This window comes from Streptomyces sp. NPDC041129, from assembly GCF_055592265.1.
Map to the genome: position 1 here is coordinate 105,587 of NZ_JBVIYV010000001.1, position 19,377 is coordinate 124,963.

General features: G+C 72.3%; 18 protein-coding genes. 13 read left to right on the forward strand and 5 right to left on the reverse strand.

Translation table 11 applies throughout. The features are described 5' to 3' along the window. Nucleotides 1-30 precede the first annotated feature (30 nt). The 8 genes from ACZ6B1_RS00400 to ACZ6B1_RS00435 all read left to right on the forward strand — a co-directional run bounded on the left by ACZ6B1_RS00400 (nt 31) and on the right by ACZ6B1_RS00435 (nt 9,588). Nucleotides 31-873, forward strand: a complete 843-nt coding sequence (locus ACZ6B1_RS00400) for a nitrilase-related carbon-nitrogen hydrolase (protein WP_468773553.1) — start codon at nt 31-33, stop codon at nt 871-873. Beyond that, nucleotides 870-2,165, forward strand: coding sequence for an aspartate aminotransferase family protein (locus ACZ6B1_RS00405; protein ID WP_468773555.1), 1,296 nt, complete (start codon nt 870-872; stop codon nt 2,163-2,165). The genes ACZ6B1_RS00400 and ACZ6B1_RS00405 overlap by 4 nt, the downstream gene beginning before the upstream one ends. A gap of 5 nt (nt 2,166-2,170) precedes the next feature. After that, nucleotides 2,171-3,793, forward strand: a complete 1,623-nt coding sequence (locus ACZ6B1_RS00410) for a PucR family transcriptional regulator (RefSeq protein WP_468773557.1) — start codon at nt 2,171-2,173, stop codon at nt 3,791-3,793. Nucleotides 3,794-3,948: 155 nt separating this feature from the next. After that, the gene (locus ACZ6B1_RS00415; protein ID WP_468773559.1) at nt 3,949-4,791 is read left to right on the forward strand and encodes a nitrilase-related carbon-nitrogen hydrolase; all 843 of its coding nucleotides are present in this window, start codon (nt 3,949-3,951) and stop codon (nt 4,789-4,791) included. A 31-nt stretch (nt 4,792-4,822) separates the two neighbouring features. Continuing rightward, nucleotides 4,823-6,226, forward strand: coding sequence for a dihydropyrimidinase (gene hydA / locus ACZ6B1_RS00420; protein ID WP_468773561.1), 1,404 nt, complete (start codon nt 4,823-4,825; stop codon nt 6,224-6,226). An 11-nt stretch (nt 6,227-6,237) separates the two neighbouring features. Beyond that, nucleotides 6,238-7,257, forward strand: a complete 1,020-nt coding sequence (locus tag ACZ6B1_RS00425; RefSeq protein WP_468773563.1) for a TIGR03842 family LLM class F420-dependent oxidoreductase — start codon at nt 6,238-6,240, stop codon at nt 7,255-7,257. 135 nt (nt 7,258-7,392) lie between these two features. Next, a complete protein-coding gene (locus tag ACZ6B1_RS00430) occupies nt 7,393-8,931 on the forward strand; it encodes an NCS1 family nucleobase:cation symporter-1 (RefSeq protein ID WP_468773565.1) in 1,539 nt (512 codons plus the stop codon). 114 nt (nt 8,932-9,045) lie between these two features. Beyond that, entirely contained in the window at nt 9,046-9,588 is a 543-nt protein-coding gene (locus ACZ6B1_RS00435; protein WP_468773566.1) for a TlpA family protein disulfide reductase, read from the forward strand. 7 nt (nt 9,589-9,595) lie between these two features. On the opposite strand, the gene ACZ6B1_RS00440 is transcribed toward ACZ6B1_RS00435, so the two are convergent. Then, nucleotides 9,596-10,261, reverse strand: a complete 666-nt coding sequence (locus ACZ6B1_RS00440) for a hypothetical protein (protein ID WP_468773568.1) — start codon at nt 10,259-10,261, stop codon at nt 9,596-9,598. 161 nt (nt 10,262-10,422) lie between these two features. Next, nucleotides 10,423-11,487, reverse strand: coding sequence for a lipoate--protein ligase family protein (locus tag ACZ6B1_RS00445; protein ID WP_468773570.1), 1,065 nt, complete (start codon nt 11,485-11,487; stop codon nt 10,423-10,425). 172 nt (nt 11,488-11,659) lie between these two features. Between ACZ6B1_RS00445 and ACZ6B1_RS00450 the strand changes: the two genes are divergently transcribed. The 4 genes from ACZ6B1_RS00450 (at nt 11,660) to ACZ6B1_RS00465 (ending at nt 16,419) form a co-directional block, all read left to right on the forward strand. Beyond that, on the forward strand, nt 11,660-13,477 hold the full coding sequence (locus ACZ6B1_RS00450; protein WP_468773572.1) for a gamma-glutamyltransferase family protein: 1,818 nt from the start codon (nt 11,660-11,662) through the stop codon (nt 13,475-13,477). 92 nt (nt 13,478-13,569) lie between these two features. Continuing rightward, nucleotides 13,570-14,415 carry an inositol monophosphatase family protein gene (locus ACZ6B1_RS00455; protein ID WP_468773574.1) on the forward strand — a complete coding sequence of 282 codons (846 nt, stop codon included), beginning with the start codon at nt 13,570-13,572 and terminating at the stop codon, nt 14,413-14,415. Between the two features lie 88 nt (nt 14,416-14,503). Further along, nucleotides 14,504-15,913 carry a phytoene desaturase family protein gene (locus tag ACZ6B1_RS00460; RefSeq protein ID WP_468773575.1) on the forward strand — a complete coding sequence of 470 codons (1,410 nt, stop codon included), beginning with the start codon at nt 14,504-14,506 and terminating at the stop codon, nt 15,911-15,913. Further along, nucleotides 15,910-16,419, forward strand: coding sequence for an O-acetyl-ADP-ribose deacetylase (locus ACZ6B1_RS00465; RefSeq protein WP_468773577.1), 510 nt, complete (start codon nt 15,910-15,912; stop codon nt 16,417-16,419). Before ACZ6B1_RS00460 ends, ACZ6B1_RS00465 begins: the two co-directional genes overlap by 4 nt. A 201-nt stretch (nt 16,420-16,620) precedes the next feature. On the opposite strand, the gene ACZ6B1_RS00470 is transcribed toward ACZ6B1_RS00465, so the two are convergent. The 3 genes from ACZ6B1_RS00470 to ACZ6B1_RS00480 all read right to left on the reverse strand — a co-directional run bounded on the left by ACZ6B1_RS00470 (nt 16,621) and on the right by ACZ6B1_RS00480 (nt 18,189). Further along, entirely contained in the window at nt 16,621-16,944 is a 324-nt protein-coding gene (locus ACZ6B1_RS00470; RefSeq protein WP_468773579.1) for an SHOCT domain-containing protein, read from the reverse strand. A 36-nt stretch (nt 16,945-16,980) separates the two neighbouring features. Beyond that, nucleotides 16,981-17,439, reverse strand: a complete 459-nt coding sequence (locus ACZ6B1_RS00475; protein ID WP_468773580.1) for a DUF6325 family protein — start codon at nt 17,437-17,439, stop codon at nt 16,981-16,983. Between the two features lie 87 nt (nt 17,440-17,526). Continuing rightward, the gene (locus tag ACZ6B1_RS00480) at nt 17,527-18,189 is read right to left on the reverse strand and encodes a GAP family protein (protein ID WP_468773582.1); all 663 of its coding nucleotides are present in this window, start codon (nt 18,187-18,189) and stop codon (nt 17,527-17,529) included. Between the two features lie 150 nt (nt 18,190-18,339). On the opposite strand from ACZ6B1_RS00480, the gene ACZ6B1_RS00485 reads away from it, so the two are divergent. Then, complete coding sequence (locus ACZ6B1_RS00485; RefSeq protein ID WP_468773584.1) at nt 18,340-19,227, forward strand: YhjD/YihY/BrkB family envelope integrity protein; 888 nt, start codon at nt 18,340-18,342, stop codon at nt 19,225-19,227. Nucleotides 19,228-19,377: the final 150 nt, after the last annotated feature.

Sequence of the window (19,377 nt, forward strand, 5' to 3'; positions counted from 1 at the left end):
GGCTCGGACGTAGCGTCGAAGGAGCAGCTCATGGCCAACGTCGTACGTGCCGCACTGGTCCAGGCCACCTGGACCGGCGACACCGAGTCCATGGTGGCGAAGCACGAGGAGCACGCACGCGAGGCGGCCCGCCGCGGCGCGCGGGTCATCGGCTTCCAGGAGGTCTTCAACTCCCCCTACTTCTGCCAGGTCCAGGAGCCGGAACACTACCGCTGGGCCGAACCGGTGCCCGACGGGCCGACGGTCCGCAGGATGCGGGACCTCGCCCGCGAGACCGGCATGGTGATCGTCGTACCGGTCTTCGAGGTCGAGCAGTCGGGCTTCTACTACAACACCGCCGCCGTGATCGACGCCGACGGCTCCTACCTCGGCAAGTACCGCAAGCACCACATCCCGCAGGTCAAGGGCTTCTGGGAGAAGTACTACTTCAAACCCGGCAACCTCGGCTGGCCCGTCTTCGACACGGCCGTCGGCAAGGTCGGCGTCTACATCTGCTACGACCGGCACTTCCCGGAGGGCTGGCGGCAACTCGGACTCAACGGGGCCCAGTTGGTCTACAACCCGTCCGCCACCCACCGCGGGCTCTCTTCCTACCTGTGGCAGCTCGAACAGCCCGCCGCGGCCGTCGCCAACGAGTACTTCGTCGCCGCCATCAACCGGGTCGGCCAGGAGGAGTACGGCGACAACGACTTCTACGGCACGAGTTACTTCGTCGACCCCCGCGGGCAGTTCGTCGGCGACCCGGCGAGCGACAAGACCGAGGAACTCCTTGTCCGCGACCTGGACTTCGACCTGATCGAGCAGGTCCGGCAGCAGTGGGCCTTCTACCGAGACCGCCGCCCCGACGCCTACGAAGGACTGGTGCAGCCGTGAACGACCTCTACGCCCGCCACCGGGGCGTCCTGCCCGACTGGCTGGCCCTGTACTACGACGAGCCGCTGGAGATCACCCACGGCGAGGGCCGGCACGTCTGGGACTCCGCCGGCAACCGGTATCTCGACTTCTTCGGCGGCATCCTCACCACGATGACCGCGCACGCCCTGCCCGAGGTGACCAAGGCCGTCACCGAGCAGGCCGGCCGGATCATCCACTCCTCGACCCTCTACCTCAACCGGCCGATGGTCGAACTGGCCGAGCGCATCGCCCAGGTGAGCGGCATCCCGGACGCCCGGGTGTTCTTCACCACCTCCGGCACCGAGGCCAACGACACCGCCCTGCTGCTCGCCACCACCTACCGGCGCACCAACACCGTGCTGGCCATGCGCAACAGCTACCACGGCCGCTCCTTCAGCACGGTCGGCATCACCGGCAACCGCGGCTGGTCCCCCACCTCGCTCTCTCCGTTGCAGACCCTGTACGTCCACGGCGGAGTCCGCAGGCGGGGCCCGTTCGCCGAGCTGGACGACCGCGCGTTCATCGACGCGTGCGTGGCGGACCTCAAGGACGTCCTCGGCCACACCCGGCCCCCCGCCGCTCTGATCGCCGAACCGATCCAGGGCGTCGGCGGCTTCACCTCACCGCCGGACGGCCTGTACGCGGCCTTCCGGGAGGTGCTGAACGCCCACGGCATCCTGTGGATCAGCGACGAGGTGCAGACCGGCTGGGGTCGCACGGGCGAGCACTTCTGGGGCTGGCAGGCGCACGCCCGCAGCGGCCCGCCGGACATCGTCACCTTCGCCAAGGGCGTCGGCAACGGCATGTCCATCGGCGGGGTGATCGCCCGCTCCGAGATCATGAACTGCCTGGACGCCAACAGCATCTCGACCTTCGGCGGCACCCAGATCACCATGGCCGCGGGCCTCGCCAACCTCGGCTACCTCCTCGAACACGACCTCCAGGGCAACGCCCGGCGGGTCGGCGGCCTGCTCCTCGAACGGCTGCGGGCGGTCGGCGCGGGTCTGCCCGGCGTCCGCGAGGTGCGCGGACGCGGACTGATGATCGGCGTGGAGCTGGTCAAGCCGGGCACCGACGAGGCCGATCCGCGGGCGGCCGCCGACGTTCTGGAGGCGACCCGCGACGCGGGCCTGCTCATCGGCAAGGGCGGCGGCCACGACACCAGCGCCCTGCGCATCGCCCCGCCGCTGTCCCTGACCGTGGCGGAGGCCGAGGAGGGCGCGGCGATCCTGGAAAGCGCGCTGAGGAGCACGTACCAGAGAGCGGATTGACGGCGATGAACACCACCTCCTCCCATTCCCGGCCCCCCGGCTGGCAGCCGCTGGAACCCGCCCTGTCCGTCCGGCAGGTGCTCACCCTGGAGCGGGTGCTCGCGGGGGAGCCCGAGGTGGTGGCCGGAGCCGGGCAGCTCGACCGGGCGGTGCGCTGGGTGCACGTCGCCGAGGCCGCCGACGTCGGGGTGATGCTCACCGGCGGCGAGATGGTGCTCACCACCGGAGTGCTGCTGGCCGGTGACGAGGCCAAGCAGGCCGAGTACGTCCAGTCCCTGCACCGGGCGGAGGCCGCGGCCGTCGTCCTCGGGCTCGGCCGGGCCTTTCCCGCGCCGCCCGAGGTGATGCGCCGGGCCGCCGAGCGGTGCGGGCTGCCCATGGTCGTGCTGCACCGGCCGTTCCCGTTCGCCGAACTGACCGAGGAGGTCCAGTCGCGTCTCGTACGGCGGAAGTTCGCCGCCGTGAGCCTGTCGGAGACCGTACGGACCGCGCTCACCGGGCTGATCACCGCGGGCGCTCCGCTGCAGCGCCTGCTCGACGAGGTCGCCCAGCACAGCGGCTGCCCGGTCGTCGTCACCAACCTCGCCCACCGCGTCCTCGCCACGGCGGGGGAGCGGCCGGCGGTGGACGACGTGCTGCGCGACTGGGAGCGGATCGCCCGCCAGGCATGGGGGCACCACCCAGGCCGTTCAGGCACTGGGGGAGGCAGCGAGGGAGACGGCTGGATCCGCGCCGAGCTGGGCGGACGCGAAGAGCGCTGGGGCCGGCTGCTGCTGTGCGGGTACCGGGGTGACCCGGCCACCGGGCGGCTGCTCGCCGACCGGACCGCCGAGGCGCTCGTGCTGCACCGCATGCTCGGCGGCGGCTCCGCCCACACCTGGGAGGAGGAGTCGGCGCAGAGCCTGCTCACCGACCTCGTCTCCGGGGTCGTGCCCGCCCGGCAACTGCTGCCCCGGGCAAGGGCGGCCGGGCTGCCGGTCAACCGGCGGACCTTCGTGCCCCTCGTCGTGCCCGGCGGGGACGCGGGCCGGCTCGACCGGATGCTGCGGCTGCTGGGTCTGTCCGGGCTGGTCGCCGAGCTGGCCGACGGCGCCACCGCCGTGCTGCTCAGCCTCGCCCGCGACCAGCACGCCGAGGCGCTCACCGCACACTTCGCGGCGCGGCTGCGGACGGAGAGCGGGGTGCCGAACGCCGTGGTCGCGGCCGCCGATCCGCGCACCGTGTGGGAGGACGTACCCGCCGGGCTGCGAGAGGCCCGGCATGTCGCCGACGCCGTCGCCGACTCCTCCGCGGTTCTCGACCTGCCGGCCGTCGTCCGGTTGCGCGACGTCCATCTGCGCGGTCTGGTACGGCTGTTGCGGGACGACCCGCATGTGCAGTCCTTCGCCGAGCGGGAGCTGGACGGGCTGCTGTGCGGCGCCGACCAGGAGCTGCTGAACGTGCTGCGGACGTATCTGGCGACGGGCCGCAACAAGTCCCGCACCGCCCAGCTGCACCACGTCTCCCGGCCCGCGCTCTACCGCAGGCTGGAGGCCATACAGGCACGGCTCGGCGTGGACCTCGACGACTTCGAGCAGGCGGCCTCCGTGCACATCGCGCTCCTCGCGCATGACGCGCAACAGGGGTGAAACATGCGACGACCTGGGAAAACGGCGGTGAAACATGAGCCGGCGAACACGTGACACGGTGACACGCCGACCGCCCGCGGACGTGACACGCTGCAACTCAAACCGGCCCACCGGGCTTCCTAGTCTCGCCGTACACCGAGCGACCGGAGGTCCCGATGAGCCGAGTGATCCGTGCCGCCCTCTTCCAGACCGCCTGGACCGGCGACAAGGAGTCGATGATCCAGGTCCACGAGCAGGCGGCCCGCGACGCGGCCGCGCAGGGCGCCCAAGTCCTCTGCTTCCAGGAACTGTTCTACGGCCCCTACTTCTGCCAGGTGCAGGACAAGGCCTTCTACGAGTACGCCGAGCGGATCCCCGACGGCCCCACCGTCCGGCGCTTCCAGGCGCTGGCGCGGGAACTGGGCATCGTCCTGGTCCTGCCCATGTACGAGGAGGAGCAGCCGGGCGTCCTGTACAACACCGCCGCCGTGATCGACGCGGACGGCTCCTACCTCGGCAAGTACCGCAAGACGCACATCCCACAAGTACGGGGATTCTGGGAGAAGTTCTACTTCCGGCCGGGCAACAGCGGCTGGCCCGTCTTCGACACGGCCGTCGGCCGGATCGGCGTCTACATCTGCTACGACCGCCACTTCCCGGAGGGCTGGCGGGCGCTGGGCCTCGCCGGTGCCGAGATCGTCTTCAACCCCTCGGCCACCTCGCGCGGCCTCTCCCGCTACCTGTGGCAGCTCGAGCAGCCGGCGGCGGCCGTCGCCAACGAGTACTTCGTCGGCGCGATCAACCGGGTCGGCGTGGAGGACCTGGGCGACAACGACTTCTACGGCACCACCTACTTCGTGGATCCCGAGGCCCAGTTCGTCGGCGAGGTGGCGAGCGACAAGGAGCCCGAACTCGTCGTCCGCGACCTGGACCTGGCCAAGCTCCGCGAGGTCCGCGACCGCTGGCAGTTCTACCGCGACCGGGCCCCCGGCGCCTACACGCCGCTGACCGCGCCCTGACCGAAGCGCCCACCCTGGGAGGAGAGGGACCATGAGCAGCCGTACCGTCATCCGCGGTGGTCTCGTCATCACCGCGTCCGACGAGATCCACGCCGACGTCCTGATCGAGGACGGCCGCATCGCCGCCCTCGCCGCCTCCGGCACCCCCGCCGCCGAGGCGTTCGGCGTCGGCCGGGTGATCGACGCCACCGGGAAGTACGTCATCCCGGGCGGCGTCGACGGACACACCCACATGCAGATGCCGTTCGGCGGCACCACCGCCGCCGACACCTTCGAGACCGGCACCCGTGCCGCCGCCTGGGGCGGTACGACCACGATCGTCGACTTCGCGATCCAGAGCGTCGGCGGCACCCTGCGCGAGGGCCTGGACGCCTGGCACGCCAAGGCCGAGGGCAACTGCGCGATCGACTACGCCTTCCACATGATCGTCTCCGACGTGAACCAGGAGACGCTCAAGGAGATGGACCTGCTGGTCGAGGAGGGCGTGACCAGCTTCAAGCAGTTCATGGCCTACCCCGGGGTGTTCTACTCCGACGACGGCCAGATCCTGCGGGCCATGCAGCGCGCCGGCGAGAACGGCGGGCTGATCATGATGCATGCCGAGAACGGCATCGCCATCGACGTCCTCGTCGAACAGGCGCTGGCCCGCGGTGAGACCGACCCCCGCTACCACGGGGAGGTCCGCAAGGCCCTGCTGGAGGCCGAGGCCACCCACCGCGCCATCAGGCTCGCGCAGGTCGCGGGGGCCCCGCTGTACGTCGTGCACGTCTCGGCTCAGGAGGCGGTCGCCGAACTGGCCAGGGCCCGGGACGCGGGGCTCAACGTGTTCGGCGAGACCTGCCCGCAGTACCTGTTCCTGTCCACCGACAACCTCGCCGAACCGGACTTCGAGGGCGCCAAGTACGTGTGCTCCACCCCGCTGCGCCCCAGGGAGCACCAGGCGGCCCTGTGGCAGGGTCTGCGCACCAACGACCTGCAGGTGGTCTCCACCGACCACTGCCCCTTCTGCTTCACCGGCCAGAAGGAGCTGGGCCGGGGCGACTTCTCCAAGATCCCCAACGGTCTGCCGGGGGTGGAGAACCGCATGGACCTGCTGCACCAGGCCGTCGTCGACGGGCACATCTCCCGGCGCCGCTGGATCGAGATCGCCTGCGCCACCCCGGCCCGCATGTTCGGCCTCTACCCGAAGAAGGGCACCATCACCCCGGGCGCCGACGCCGACGTCGTCATCTACGACCCGCACGCCGAACAGATCATGTCCGCCGAGACGCACCACATGAACGTCGACTACTCGGCCTACGAGGGCAGGCGCACGACCGGCCGCGTCGAGACCGTGCTCTCGCGGGGCGAACTCGTCATCGACCAGCGGGAGTACACCGGACGCGCCGGTCACGGCGCCTTCACTCCGCGCACCACCTGTCAGTACCTCAACTAGGAGTGGCGCCCATGGACTTCGGACTCGTCCTGCAGACCGACCCGCCGGCCTCCCGTGTCGTCAGCCTCATGAAGCGGGCCGAGCGCAACGGCTTCACCCACGGCTGGACCTTCGACTCCGCCGTGCTCTGGCAGGAGCCGTTCGTGATCTACAGCCAGATCCTCGCGAACACCACCAGGCTGCGCGTCGGGCCCATGGTGACCAACCCGGGCACCCGCACCTGGGAGGTCACCGCCTCCACCTTCGCCACCCTCAACGACATGTTCGGCAACCGCACGGTGTGCGGGATCGGCCGCGGCGACTCCGCGATGCGCGTCGCCGGCCGCAAACCCAACACGCTGGCCCGGATCAGCGAGGCCATGAAGGTCATCCGCGCCCTCGGCCGGGGCGAGGAGGCCGACCTGGGCGGCACGAAGATCCGCTTGCCGTGGGTCGCTCCCGGCGCCGAACTCCCGGTGTGGATGGCCGCGTACGGCCCCAAGGCGCTGAGGATGACCGGCGAGGAGGCCGACGGCTTCATCCTCCAGCTCGCCGACCTCTACCTCACGGAGTACATGGTGAAGGCCGTCAAGGACGCGGCCGTCGCCGCCGGCCGGGACCCGTCCGAGGTCACCGTCTGCGTGGCCGCCCCCGCCTACGTCACCGCCGACGACTCGCCCGAGGCGCTCGCCCACGCCCGCGAGCAGTGCCGATGGTTCGGCGGCATGGTCGGCAACCACGTCGCCGACCTGGTCGCCAAGTACGGCGAGCACTCCGCCCAGGTCCCCGACGAACTCACCGAGTACATCAAGGCCCGCCAGGGCTACGACTACGCCCACCACGGGCGCAGCGGCAACCCCGACACCCAGTTCGTGCCCGACGAGATCGTCGACCGGTTCTGCCTGATCGGCCCGGCCGAGAAACACGTCGAGAAGCTGAACGCCCTGCGCGAGCTGGGCGTCGACCAGTTCGCCCTGTACGACATGCACGACGCCCAGGAAGCCACCATCGACGCCTACGGCTCCCGGGTGATCCCTGCGGTCAACGCCTGACCGCCCCAACCCCGTTGGTCTCCCCCTCGCCGCCACCCCGCCGCGGCGAGGGGGCACAGGGCGCCCGCCCGCGCACCCCCCCATGCGCCGTCCGCACGGCCTCTCCCGACCCACCTCACCCCGATTGGCCCGCCCATGACCGACACCGCTCCCTCCGCCATACCCCTGTCCGGCCAGGTGACCCAGCCCGACGGGCGGGTCGAACTCGCCCCCGGCACCCGGCCGCCCGGCGGCCGGTACGCCAACGAGGACCTGCTCCCCGTCCCGGTGGACAGGCGCACCTGGACGACGTACAACTTCTCCGCGCTGTGGGTCGGCATGGCCCACAACACGGCCTCCTGGACCCTGGCCTCCGGTCTGATCGCGGTGGGCATGGACTGGAAGCAGGCCGTGTTCACCATCGCCCTCGCCAACCTGATCGTGCTCGTGCCGATGCTGCTCACCGGGCACGCCGGACCCAAGTACGGCATCCCCTTCCCGGTCTTCGCCCGCGCGAGCTTCGGCGTGCGCGGCGCCAACCTGCCCGCCGTGGTGCGGGCGTTGGTGGCGTGCGGCTGGTTCGGCATCCAGACCTGGATCGGCGGTGAGGCGATCTACTTCCTCGCCGGCAAGCTCATCGGCGGCGGCTGGGCGAACGCCTCGCACATCGGCGGCCACGCCTGGACCATGTGGCTGTCGTTCGCCATCTTCTGGGTCATCCAGATCGCCATCATCCACCGCGGCATGGAGACCATCCGCCGCTTCGAGAACTGGGCGGCGCCCTTCGTCCTGGTCGGCGCGTTCGTGATGCTGTGGTGGATGAGCAGCAAGGCCGGGGGCGTCGGTCCGCTCTTCGACCAGCCGTCCAAGCTGGGATGGGGCGGTGACTTCTGGAAGCTGTTCTGGCCCTCCCTGATGGGCATGATCGGCTTCTGGTCGACCCTGTCGCTGAACATCCCCGACTTCACCCGCTACGGCCGCAGCCAGCGGGCCCAGACCCGGGGACAGGCCCTCGGGCTGCCGACCACGATGACCCTGTTCGCCTTCCTCTCCGTGCTGGTCACCTCCGGCTCCCAGGCGGTCTACGGCGAGCCCGTCTGGGACCCGGTACAGCTCGCCGCCAAGACGGACAACGTGGTCGGTCTGCTCTACGCCCTGGTCACCGTGCTGGTGGCGACCCTCTCCGTGAACATCGCGGCCAACCTGGTCTCCCCGGCGTTCGACTTCTCCAACGTTGCCCCGCGCAGGGTGAGTTTCCGCACCGGCGCGCTGATCACCGCGGTCCTGGCCGTGCTGATCTTCCCCTGGAAGCTGTACGCGGACCCGCAGGGCTACATCTTCACCTGGCTCGGCCTGGTGGGCGGTCTGCTCGGCACCGTCGCGGGCATCCTCGTCGCCGACTACTGGATCCTGCGCCGCACCCGGCTGGTCCTCGCCGACCTGTACCGCGCGGGCGGCCGGTACTGGTACGCGGGCGGCTGGAACTGGCGGGCGGTGGCCGCGTTCCTGGCCGGCGGTGTGCTGGCCGTCGGCGGCGCCGACTTCCACCCGCTGATCGACGGCCGCCCCATCCCGGCGCTGTCGTCCCTCGCCGACTACGGCTGGGCGGTGGGCCTCGGCACCTCCCTGGTGCTGTACCTGGCGCTGACCTGGCTCACCGGGCGCAAGGAGGAACCGGCGGAGGCGCCGGTCTGAGACCGGCCCGCCCCGGCGGCTCCCGCCTGCCGGGGCCCCGCCCGCCACCGCCCACCGCTCACTCCGAGCCCCCAACGGCACCCGGTGATGCGCCTGTTGAGATACTCACCGCTTGTGAAGAGACGAGCGCTGCTGTGGTCCGCCGCCTGTCTGGCGCTGGCCTCCTGTCATGCCGGGATGGCGACCGCCGGCCAGGGGACGGAGCGGAACGGGCCCGTGCCCCCGGACCAGCGCGAGGCCGCGCCCGATCTCGTGGGCGACAGCCTGGACGGCAGGCCACTCCGGCTGGCCGACTACCGGGGGAAGGTGGTCGTCCTCAACGCGTGGGCGTCCTGGTGCGGCCCCTGCCGGGCCGAGGCGCCCGAACTCCGGGCCGCCCGTGAACACCTCGCCCATAAGGGCGTGCGGGTCCTCGGGCTCGACGCCGACACCGACCCCGCGGGCGGCCGTGCCTTCCAGCGGGAGCACCGTCTCGGCTACCCCAGCTTCCAGGACCCCTCCGGGCGGCAGATGCTGAGGTTCCCCAAGGGGACGGTTCCGCAGGGCGTGCCGTTCACCGTCGTCATCGACACCCGGGGCAGGATCGCGGCCGTACACTCCGGGCCCATCACCGAACAGGAGGTGCGCGACCTGGCGCTGCCGCTCGTCCGCTCCTGAGGGGCGGTCAGCCGGACGTGCCCGACCCCAGGGCGGCCACGGCGCTCTTCGCCGCCTTGATGGCGCCCTTGTTGATCTCGTCCGTGCTCGGAGCCTTCTTGCTCTCGAAGTCGCTGCCGTTGTAGGTGACGACCACCAGCGCGTTGGAGGCCCGTACCAGCACCACGCCCTCGCGGGTCTCCTGCTTGTCCTCGGTGGTGAGGTTCACGACCGAGTAGCCGGCGTCACCGACACCCGGTACCTCGCCTCCGCCGCTCTTGTCGGCGACGCGCTGCTGGTACTCCTTCTGCGCGGCTTCGTCCGACTCGGTGATCTCGAACGAGACGTCGAGCCAGCGGTAGTCGTAGCCCTCGAGGGCGTTCCAGGAGCAGGTGCGGCGCAGCTCGGTGTCGGTCGACGGGATCTCCTTGCCCGACGTCTTCGCCCCGGGTACCAGGGACTTGACGGTCGCCACGGGCACGCTGGAGCAGGGGGCCGGCGCGGCCTTGTACGACTTCGACACCGCGGTGGACGACGGCGCGGACGCCGAGCCGGTGGGCGTCTGCTGTGACGGCCGGTGGTCGGCGGCCGCCGGTGCGGCCGGACCCGACGACATCGCCCAGCCGGCGCAGGCGAGTACGACGACCGGCGTCAGGCGCGCGGTCAGGGCGAGCGGCAGAGGCAGTGAACGCACGGCGCACTTCTCGTGGGAGAGGGGGCGCGGAAGGGTCCCGCGGGGTGGGCTGGGACGACAGTGTCACATGACTGCCTGTGCGGCGGAAGGCCGAACTCGCTGTGTGCCCGGCCGGTGACTCAGGCCCATGGACGCCGTGTTGAAAATTCCGTCATGTCCGGTCAGGGGACGCGAGCGGTCCACTCCGGCGAGGTGAACTTCGTGCGCGCCAGCTCCTCGGCCCGCGCCAGCTCCCCCTCCGTCACCTCGCCGTCCACGAGGCCGTAGCGCCCCCGGAACGACTCGATCATCCGCTCGATCACCGCGTCCCGCGGCAGCCCCGTCTGCCGGCGCAGCGGATCGACCCGCTTCTTCGCGCTCCCGGTGCCCTTGTCGGACAGCTTCTCCCGCCCGATCCGCAGCACCTCGAGCATCTTGTCCGCGTCGATGTCGTACGACATGGTCACGTGGTGCAGCACGGCCCCCGGGCCGCCGCCCGGCCCGACGACCCGCTTCTGCGCCGCGCCCGCGATCTTGCCCTGGTCGGTGGCGATGTCGTTCAGCGGCTGGTACCAGGCGCGGATGCCCATCTCGCCGAGGGCGCCGAGCACCCAGTCGTCCAGATAGGCGTAGCTGTCCTGGAAGGACAGACCCTGCACCAGCGACTCGGGCACCGACAGGGAGTAGGTGATCGTGTTCCCGGGTTCCACGAACATGGCGCCGCCGCCGGAGATCCGCCGCACCACCTCGACGCCGTGCCGGGCGGCGCCCTCCGGGTCCACCTCGTTGCGCAGCGACTGGAAGCTGCCGATGATCACCGACGGTGCGCCCCACTCCCACACCCGCAGCGTGGGCGGCCGGCGGCCCGCCGCCACCTCGGCGGTCAGGACCTCGTCCAGGGCCATGTGCAGTGCCGGCGGCTGCGGGCCCTCGTGGATGAGCTGCCAGTCGTAGTCGGTCCAGTCCGTGGCGTGCGCGAGCGCCCGGCGTACCGCGATCCCGACGCCCTCCGCGGTCAGGCCGTACATGACCGTCCCCGCGGGCAGCGCCGCCTCGATCCGCGCGGCCAGCCCGGCCGCGTCGGTGTCCGCCGGGGCGCCCTCGAGCGCGCGGTTCACCGCGTCCAGCGCCTCGTCCGGCTCCAGGAAGAAGTCGCCCGCCACGCGCACATCGCGCAGCACGCCGTCCGCCGCCGCCACGTCCACGACGACCAGCTTGCCGCCGGGCACCTTGTACTCACCGTGCACTGCCTGGGCCTCCCTCCTCCATCAGGAGATCAACGCCTGGGGGCGCGGTGCTGTTCCCGTGGAGGAGGTGAAGGAAGGGCCACGGAAGCCGGGCCGGAAATCCACGGCGTCCGCTCCGGGCGTCTCCGATACTGGTGGGCCCGGCCCACACGCGCGAGCACCGAGGTGACAGATGCGGTTCACCACCCGGCCCACCCTCCAGGGCACCTTCGGCATGGTGTCCGCCACGCACTGGCTGGCCTCCCAGTCGGCGATGGCGGTGCTGGAGGACGGGGGCAACGCCTTCGACGCGGCCGTGGCCGGCGCCTTCGTGCTGCACGTGGTGGAGCCGCATCTGAACGGGCCCGCCGGGGAGGTGCCCATCCTGCTCGCGCCGGCCGGCGGCGAGGTGCGCGTGCTGTGCGGGCAGGGCGTCGCCCCGGCCGCCGCCACCGTCGCGCACTACCGGGAACTCGGTCTGGATCTCGTACCCGGCACCGGACCGCTCGCCGCCGCCGTGCCCGGCGCCTTCGACGCCTGGCTGCTGCTCCTGCGCGACCACGGCACCAAGTCGCTCGAGGACGTCCTGAAGTACGCCGTCGGATACGCCGGACACGGGCACGCGCCCGTGGAGAAGCTCGGCGCGACCGTGGAGAGCGTGCGGGAGCTGTTCGAGACCGAGTGGACCTCCTCCGCCGAGGTGTACCTGCCCGGCGGCCGGGCGCCCCGGCCCGGCGAACGCTTTCGCAACCCCGCCCTGGCCGGCACCTGGCGGCGGCTGCTGGCCGAGACCGCCCGGGCCGGCGACCGGGAGGCCCGCATCGACGCCGCGCGCGAGGTGTGGCGCTCCGGCTTCATCGCCGAGGCCCTGGTACGCCAGTCCCGGCGGCCCACGCTGGACACCAGCGGGCGGCGGCACACCGGCCCCCTCACGGAGGCGGACCTGGCCGGCTGGTCCGCCGGATACGAGGCGCCGGTGACCTACGACTGGAACGGCTGGACCGTGTGCAAGGCCGGCCCGTGGAGCCAGGGACCCGCCTTCCTCCAGCAACTGGCCCTGCTCCCGCCCGAGCTGCCCGCGTACGGCTCGGCGGACTACGTCCACCTGCTGATCGAGGGCTGCAAGCTCGCCATGGCCGACCGGGAGGCCTGGTACGGGGACGCGGCCGACGTACCGCTCGCCGCACTGCTGTCGGACGAGTACAACGCCGGCCGCCGCGCCCTCGTCGGCGAGAAGGCCTCCCGCGAGCTGCGGCCCGGCAGTCCCGGCGGACGCGCCCCGCGCCTGCCCGCACAGGCACACGCGCGCGCGGCCTGCGACGATCCCGGCTTCAACCCGATGGGCGCGGGCGAGCCGACCGTCGCGGACCTGACCGGCGAGGCCCAGGTGGCCGCCGACGGCAGCACCCGCGGCGACACCTGCCACCTGGACGTCGTGGACCGCTGGGGCAACATGGTCGCGGCCACGCCCAGCGGTGGCTGGCTGCAGTCCAACCCGGTCGTGCCCGAACTCGGTTTCCCGCTCGGCACCCGGCTGCAGATGACGTGGCTGGAGGAGGGGCTGGCGAACTCCCTCACCCCGGGCCGCCGCCCCCGCACCACCCTGACCCCGTCCCTCGCGCTGCGCGGCGGAGTCCCGGTCATGGCGTTCGGCACGCCCGGCGGTGACCAGCAGGACCAGTGGCAGTTGCACTTCTTCCTCGCCGCCGTGCTGCGCGCCCCGGTCCGCGGCGGCCTCGACCTGCAGGGCGCGATCGACGCCCCGAACTGGCACAACGACAGCTTCCCCAGTTCCTTCTACCCGCGCGGCCGGCGCCCCGGCAGCGTCACCGTGGAGTCCCGCACGGACCCCGGGGTGATCGACGGACTGCGCCGCCGGGGCCACGACGTCACGGTCGGCCCCGGCTGGTCGGAGGGCCGCCTGTGCGCGGTGGCCCGTGACCCGGAGACGGGCATCCTGTCGGCCGCCGCGAACCCGCGCGGGATGCAGGGGTACGCGGTCGGCCGCTGACGGCCGGTCCGGCACCCGCTCTTCATCCCGATTCCACCCGGTGTCCACCGGGCGGGCGGGGATTGTCAGTGGCGCGTGGTCTCATGGAGGACATGATCGACGAAACGGAAACCATCGAGGAGTTTCTCACCCGCGGCTCGGCCGACGTGGAGGAAGCGGTCCGCAAGGCCGCGGCGGCCGAGATCCTGCCCCGCTTCCGCCGCCTCGCCGAGCACGAGGTGGACCGCAAGAGCGGTCCGCACGACCTGGTGACGGACGCGGACCGGCTCGCCGAGCAGCGGCTCACCGAAGTCCTCGGCGCCCTGCTGCCCGGCTCGGTCGTGGTCGGCGAGGAGGCGGTGCACGCCAACCCGGCCACCTACGAGGCGATACGGGGCGACGCGCCGGTCTGGATCATCGACCCGGTCGACGGCACCCGGCAGTTCGTCCACGGCGACGAGGGCTTCTGCACGCTGGTCGCGCTCGCCCACCGGGGCGTCGTCCAGGCCTCCTGGACCTACGCCCCCGTACCGGACCGGTTCGCCACGGCCGTCCGCGGCCGGGGCGCCTTCCTCGACGGCGAGCGGCTGTTCGCGGGGGCGCCCGCGCCCGGCCGCGACCTCGCCGTCGCCACCTCCCACCCGGACTTCACCACCGACGAGCAGAAGCACGCCCTGCGCGCCCTGTGGACCGACGGCCTCGCCCCGCGCCCCTGCGGCTCCGCGGGACTGGAGTACCTCGCCGTGGCCCGGGGCGAGCTGGACGCCGTCGCGTTCTCCTGGGAGGCGGCCTGGGACCACGCGGCGGGCCTGCTGCTGGTCGAGGAGGCGGGCGGCGCCCACCTCACGCTCACCGGCGAGCCGTTCCGGGTGACCGGCGGCAACACACTGCCGTTCACCGCCGCCCGCGACGCGGCCACCGCCCGCCGCGTGGCGCACCTGCTGGGCACGGGCGGCTGAGGCACCCGGCCCCGGCCACCGCGGGGCCACCGGCATATCCTGATCACGAGTGGCCATCGGCTGACGAAGGAGTCCGAAGGTGCCGTCGATGCTCGATGCGGTCGTGGTGGGTGCGGGACCGAACGGACTGACCGCTGCCGTGGAGCTGGCCCGCAGGGGCCACTCCGTCGCCCTGTTCGAGGCGCGGTCCACCGTCGGCGGCGGCGCGCGCACCGAGGAGCTGACGCTGCCCGGCTTCCGGCACGACCCGTGCTCGGCCGCCCACCCCCTCGGCATCAACTCGCCCGCCTTCCGGGCCCTGCCCCTGGACCGGTACGGCCTCCAGTGGGTGCACGCGGACCTGCCGATGGCGCACCCGTTCCCGGACGGCAGCGCGGCCGTACTGGCCCGGTCCGTCGCCGAGACGGCGGCCTCCTTCGGCCCGCGCGACGCGGGCGCGTACCGCAGGCTGGTCGAGCCGTTCCTGGCCAAGTGGGACACCCTGGCCCGGGACTTCATGTCCCTGCCCTCGACCGCGCTGCCCCGCGACCCGGTGACCCTGGCCCGCTTCGGCCTCGCCGGACTGCCCCCCTCCACCTTGCTGATGCGCCGCTTCCGCGACGAGCCCGTCAAGGCTCTCTTCTCCGGCCTCGTCGCCCATGTGATGGCGCCCCTCGGCGGCTTCGCCACGGGCGCCATCGGCCTGGTCTTCGCACTGGCCGCGCACGCCCGCGGCTGGCCCCTGGCCCGCGGCGGCTCCCAGGCGATCTCCGACGCCCTCGCCGCCTACCTCACCGATCTCGGCGGCGCCGTCCACACCGACTACGAGGTCAAGCGCCTGGACGACCTGCCGCCGGCTCGCGCGTACGTGTTCGACACCTCGCCCGCCGCGCTCGCCCGCATCGCCGGCTTCGGCGGCCACTACGACCGCTTCCGCTACGGCCCCAGCGTCTTCAAGATCGACTACGCGCTGGACGGCCCGGTCCCCTGGACCGCCCCCGAGGCCCGCGTCGCCGGCACCGTGCAGGTCGGCGCGAGCCAGGCCGAGATCGGCACCGCGCTGTACGCCGCGTCCCGCGCGGGCCGCGCCCCCGACCGGCCGTTCCTGATCACCGTCCAGCCCAGCGTGGCCGACCCCACCCGGGCGCCCGAGGGCAAGCACGTCTTCTGGGCCTACGGCCACGTGCCGAACGGCTGGCGGGGCGACCTCACCGACGCCATCGAACGCCAACTGGACCGCTTCGCCCCGGGCTTCCGCGACCGCGTCCTCGCCCGCGCCACCACCGGCCCCGCCGAACTCGCCGCCCACAACGCCAACTACGTCGGCGGTGACATCGCCTGCGGCGCGGCGTCCGGGCTCCAGCTGCTGCTGCGCCCCAGACTGTCCCTGTTCCCGTATCACACCCCCCATCCGGCCGTCTTCATCTGCTCCTCGGCCACCCCGCCGGGCCCCGGCGTGCACGGCATGTCGGGGCACAACGCGGCCAAGGCCGTCTGGCGGAGACTGAGGCAGACATGACCACCATCACCCTCGTCCAGGGCGACATCACCCGGCAGAGCGCCGACGCGATCGTCAACGCCGCCAACTCCTCCCTGCTCGGCGGCGGAGGCGTGGACGGCGCGATCCACCGCAAGGGCGGCGCCGCGATCCTCGAGGAGTGCCGCGCGCTGCGCGCCTCCCGGTACGGCAAGGGCCTGCCCACCGGCCAGGCGGTCGCCACCACGGCCGGTGCGCTCGACGCCCGCTGGGTCATCCACACGGTGGGCCCGGTCTGGTCCGCCACCGAGGACCGCTCGGAACTCCTCGCCTCCTGCTACCGCGAGTCCCTGAAGGTCGCCGACGAAATCGGCGCCCGCACGGTCGCGTTCCCGGCCGTCTCCACCGGCGTCTACCGCTGGCCGATGGACGACGCGGCCCGTATCGCGGTGGAGACGGTGCGGAACACACCGACCTCGGTCGAGGAGGCGCGTTTCGTCCTCTTCGACGAGCGGGCGTACCAGGCGTTCGCCGCGCAGACCGGCTGAGTGCGCGCGGGCGGCGGGCCCGGCGGCCCGTGGCCGTGACGCTCGACCCGGCATGCAGGGCCGCACCGGGTGTCGAACAGGCCGACACGGTCCTGCGTGGTCCGCGGCAGCTCCGCCGACCACAGATGACCCACGCGGTGCCGTCTCCGACGCGCGGGCGGCACCGCCGCCAACCGCCAGCGCGCTCCCGGCGGAACTGGCTCAGCTCAGCAGCCGGCGCTTCTGGGCCTCGAACTCCTCGTCCGTCAGGACCCCTTGCGACTTCAGGTCGGCCAGCTGCTTGAGCTGATCGATCTTGTTGGTCATGTCGTCGCCGGCGGCCGGCTGCGCGGCGGCGGGCGCGGGCGGCGGGGCCATCTGCTGCTGTTGCTGCGCGTACTGCTGCTGTTCGTACTGCTGTTGCTGCTGTTGGCTGTCCTGCTGCGCCCACCGGCCGGCCTGCCGGCGTGAGACGCGGTTGGACACGGCGGTCGCGGTACCGGCGACGACGGCGGTGCGTGCGACGCCCCTGAGGAGTCCGGGCATGATCGTCATCTCCCAGTGTCGATGAGGGCCGGCCGGTCAGGCGGCCGCGGAACCGCCGGGGGGAACCGTCTCCTCCGTGGCGTCGAGCGCGGCCAGCAGGGCCTGGACGGGGATGCGGCCGCTCGCCACGAGCTGGGCGCCGCTGCGCCGGAGGGCGCGGGCCAGGGGAGCGGCCCACAGGTTCTCGTACACCAGCACCGCGGCGGAGTTGCCCGGCTCCAGCGCGTTACCCGCCTCGTCGATGTCGCCCTGGTCCAGCAGGCCGGCGGAGGCGCCTTCGAAGATCGTCAGGTCGATCTCGTCACCGAGGTCGCGCAGCTCCATCGCGACGACCGAGCCGTCGGTCTCCTTGCGGATGAAGGCCAGGTCGATGATGCGGACGATGCCCCGCTCGGCGAGATCGACCAGCAGCGGGAACGCCTCGCCCGTCATGCGGTTGCCGGGAAACTCGATCACGAGGTAGTCGACGGGGCCCATTTCTTCGACGCTGTCCATGCCCACTCCTTGGAAGCCGCGTTCGTCCGCCCCCAGCGCCAATTCCAGCACGGGGCGCGAGGCCCCGCACTTCCGAAGCCGTACGCGTCAACCGGTGAGCTGGTAGATGCTCTTGCCCACCAGCCAGAACCCCAGCACCAGGCAGAGGCTCACCAGCGCCTGGTCCTGGTGGCCCTCCATCCACGCGCGCAGCCTCAGCAGGCGGACCTTCGCCGCCGCCGGGGAGAACACCACGTACAGCTCCACGGTCAGCAGACTCGCGGTGGCGAGCAGACAGAAGCCGCACAGAGCGAGCCACGTAGTGAAGTGCGAGGTGTCGGCCTCCACCACCGACGTCGCCCCGGCCGCGACCATGCCCCAGGGCTGCAGCAGGACGGCGAGCCCCGCGGCCGCCCAGGGCGTACCACGGTCCTTCCGGGCAGTGAGCCGTGAGGACGAGGACTCCCGGACCGGGGCGTCGCCGGCCGACCGGCGGCGACGCCGGCGCTCGCCGTAGAAGAGCAGCGACAGCCCGATGAGCAACTTGAGCGTGAGGACGGCGGTCGAGGGCGGAGACCTGGGCGGTGGCGGCTGCCCGCCGGTGAAGGCGAGGACGATCGCGATCACCGCGACCAGGCAGGCCAGCCAGCTCAGGATGAACACCAGCCCCTTCCACACGCCCTTCGCCGAAGCCACCACCAGCACGAAGGCCATGAGGGGCAGCGGGTCGAGCGTGATGGCCAGGCCGATGAGCAGCAGGTCGAGCACCATGGCGGACCCCAACGTGTCGGTACACCACGAGCGTAGGCAGGGCCCGCCGGAACGACATCCCGTGGCCGCGGCCCCGGGCCGGTGGGTCATCTCCGGGGTGCCGTGCCGGGCGCCGCCCTCCAATCTGGACGCAGCGAAAGGAGCCACGCCATGCCGACACCCGCGCGGGTGCCGTCGGTGGGCCGGATGGTCGCCTGGGCGAAGTCGGCACACCGCCGGGCGGAGACCCGCTTCCCGGTGGTCACGCATCTCGCGGACCGCATGGTGTCGGTGAACATCTTCGACTCCGGCACCCGCCTCGCCGCGCAGTGCTTCCTGACCGCGGTGCCGCTGCTCTTCGTCGTCGCGGCCTACGCCCCCTCGTCGGTGCGCCATCAACTGGTCGAGTCGGTGCGCGCGGTGTTCGGGCTCACGGGCCCGGCGAACGCCGAGCTGGTGAAGGTGTTCGAACCCACGACGGGCAATCTCCAGGAGGCCACGGGCATCGTGGGCGGTCTGATGGTGCTGCTGTCGGCCACCGCCGTCAGCAGGGCGATGCAGCGGCTGTGCAAACGCGCCTGGGAGATCCCGAGAGCGGGCACCCACATCGCCCCGTGGCGGTGGCTTGCGTGGCTCGCCCTGTGGCTCGGGGTCCTGGTACTCCAGGGCCCGGTCCGCGACGGGTTCGGGGTGGGCGCCTGGCTGGGCGTTCCCCTCACGCTCCTCACCCAGGTGGGGCTGTGGTGGTGGACCCAGCATCTGCTGCTCGGCGGGCTGGTCGGCTGGAAGCCCCTGCTGCCGGGCGCCGTGCTCACGGCGGTCGTGCTCACCACGCTGGCGATGACCGCGCGCCTGTACATGCCGCGAGCGCTGAACAGCGCCCTGGGCGAATACGGCCCCGTCGGCTCCGTCTTCGTGCTGCTGTCCTGGCTCATCGTGGTCTGCGTCGCGGGAGCCGTCAGCATCAGCTTCGGCGCGGTCTTCGCCCAGGAGCCGTTCCTCGCGCACCGCCTCGGCAGCCCGCCGTCCCTGCGGGACCGCGACCCGCGAACCCCCTGAGGCGCGGTCACGCGGGAAGTTCCCCGGCGTCGCCCGTTCGGCCCGTCCAGCGCGGGGAGGGCCCACCGCCGCTCGCCCGTCCGGTCTACCCAACGCGCGTGGAAGCCACGGGCCTGACGGAATGGGGATGTTCAGGCCCCTATCACGCCG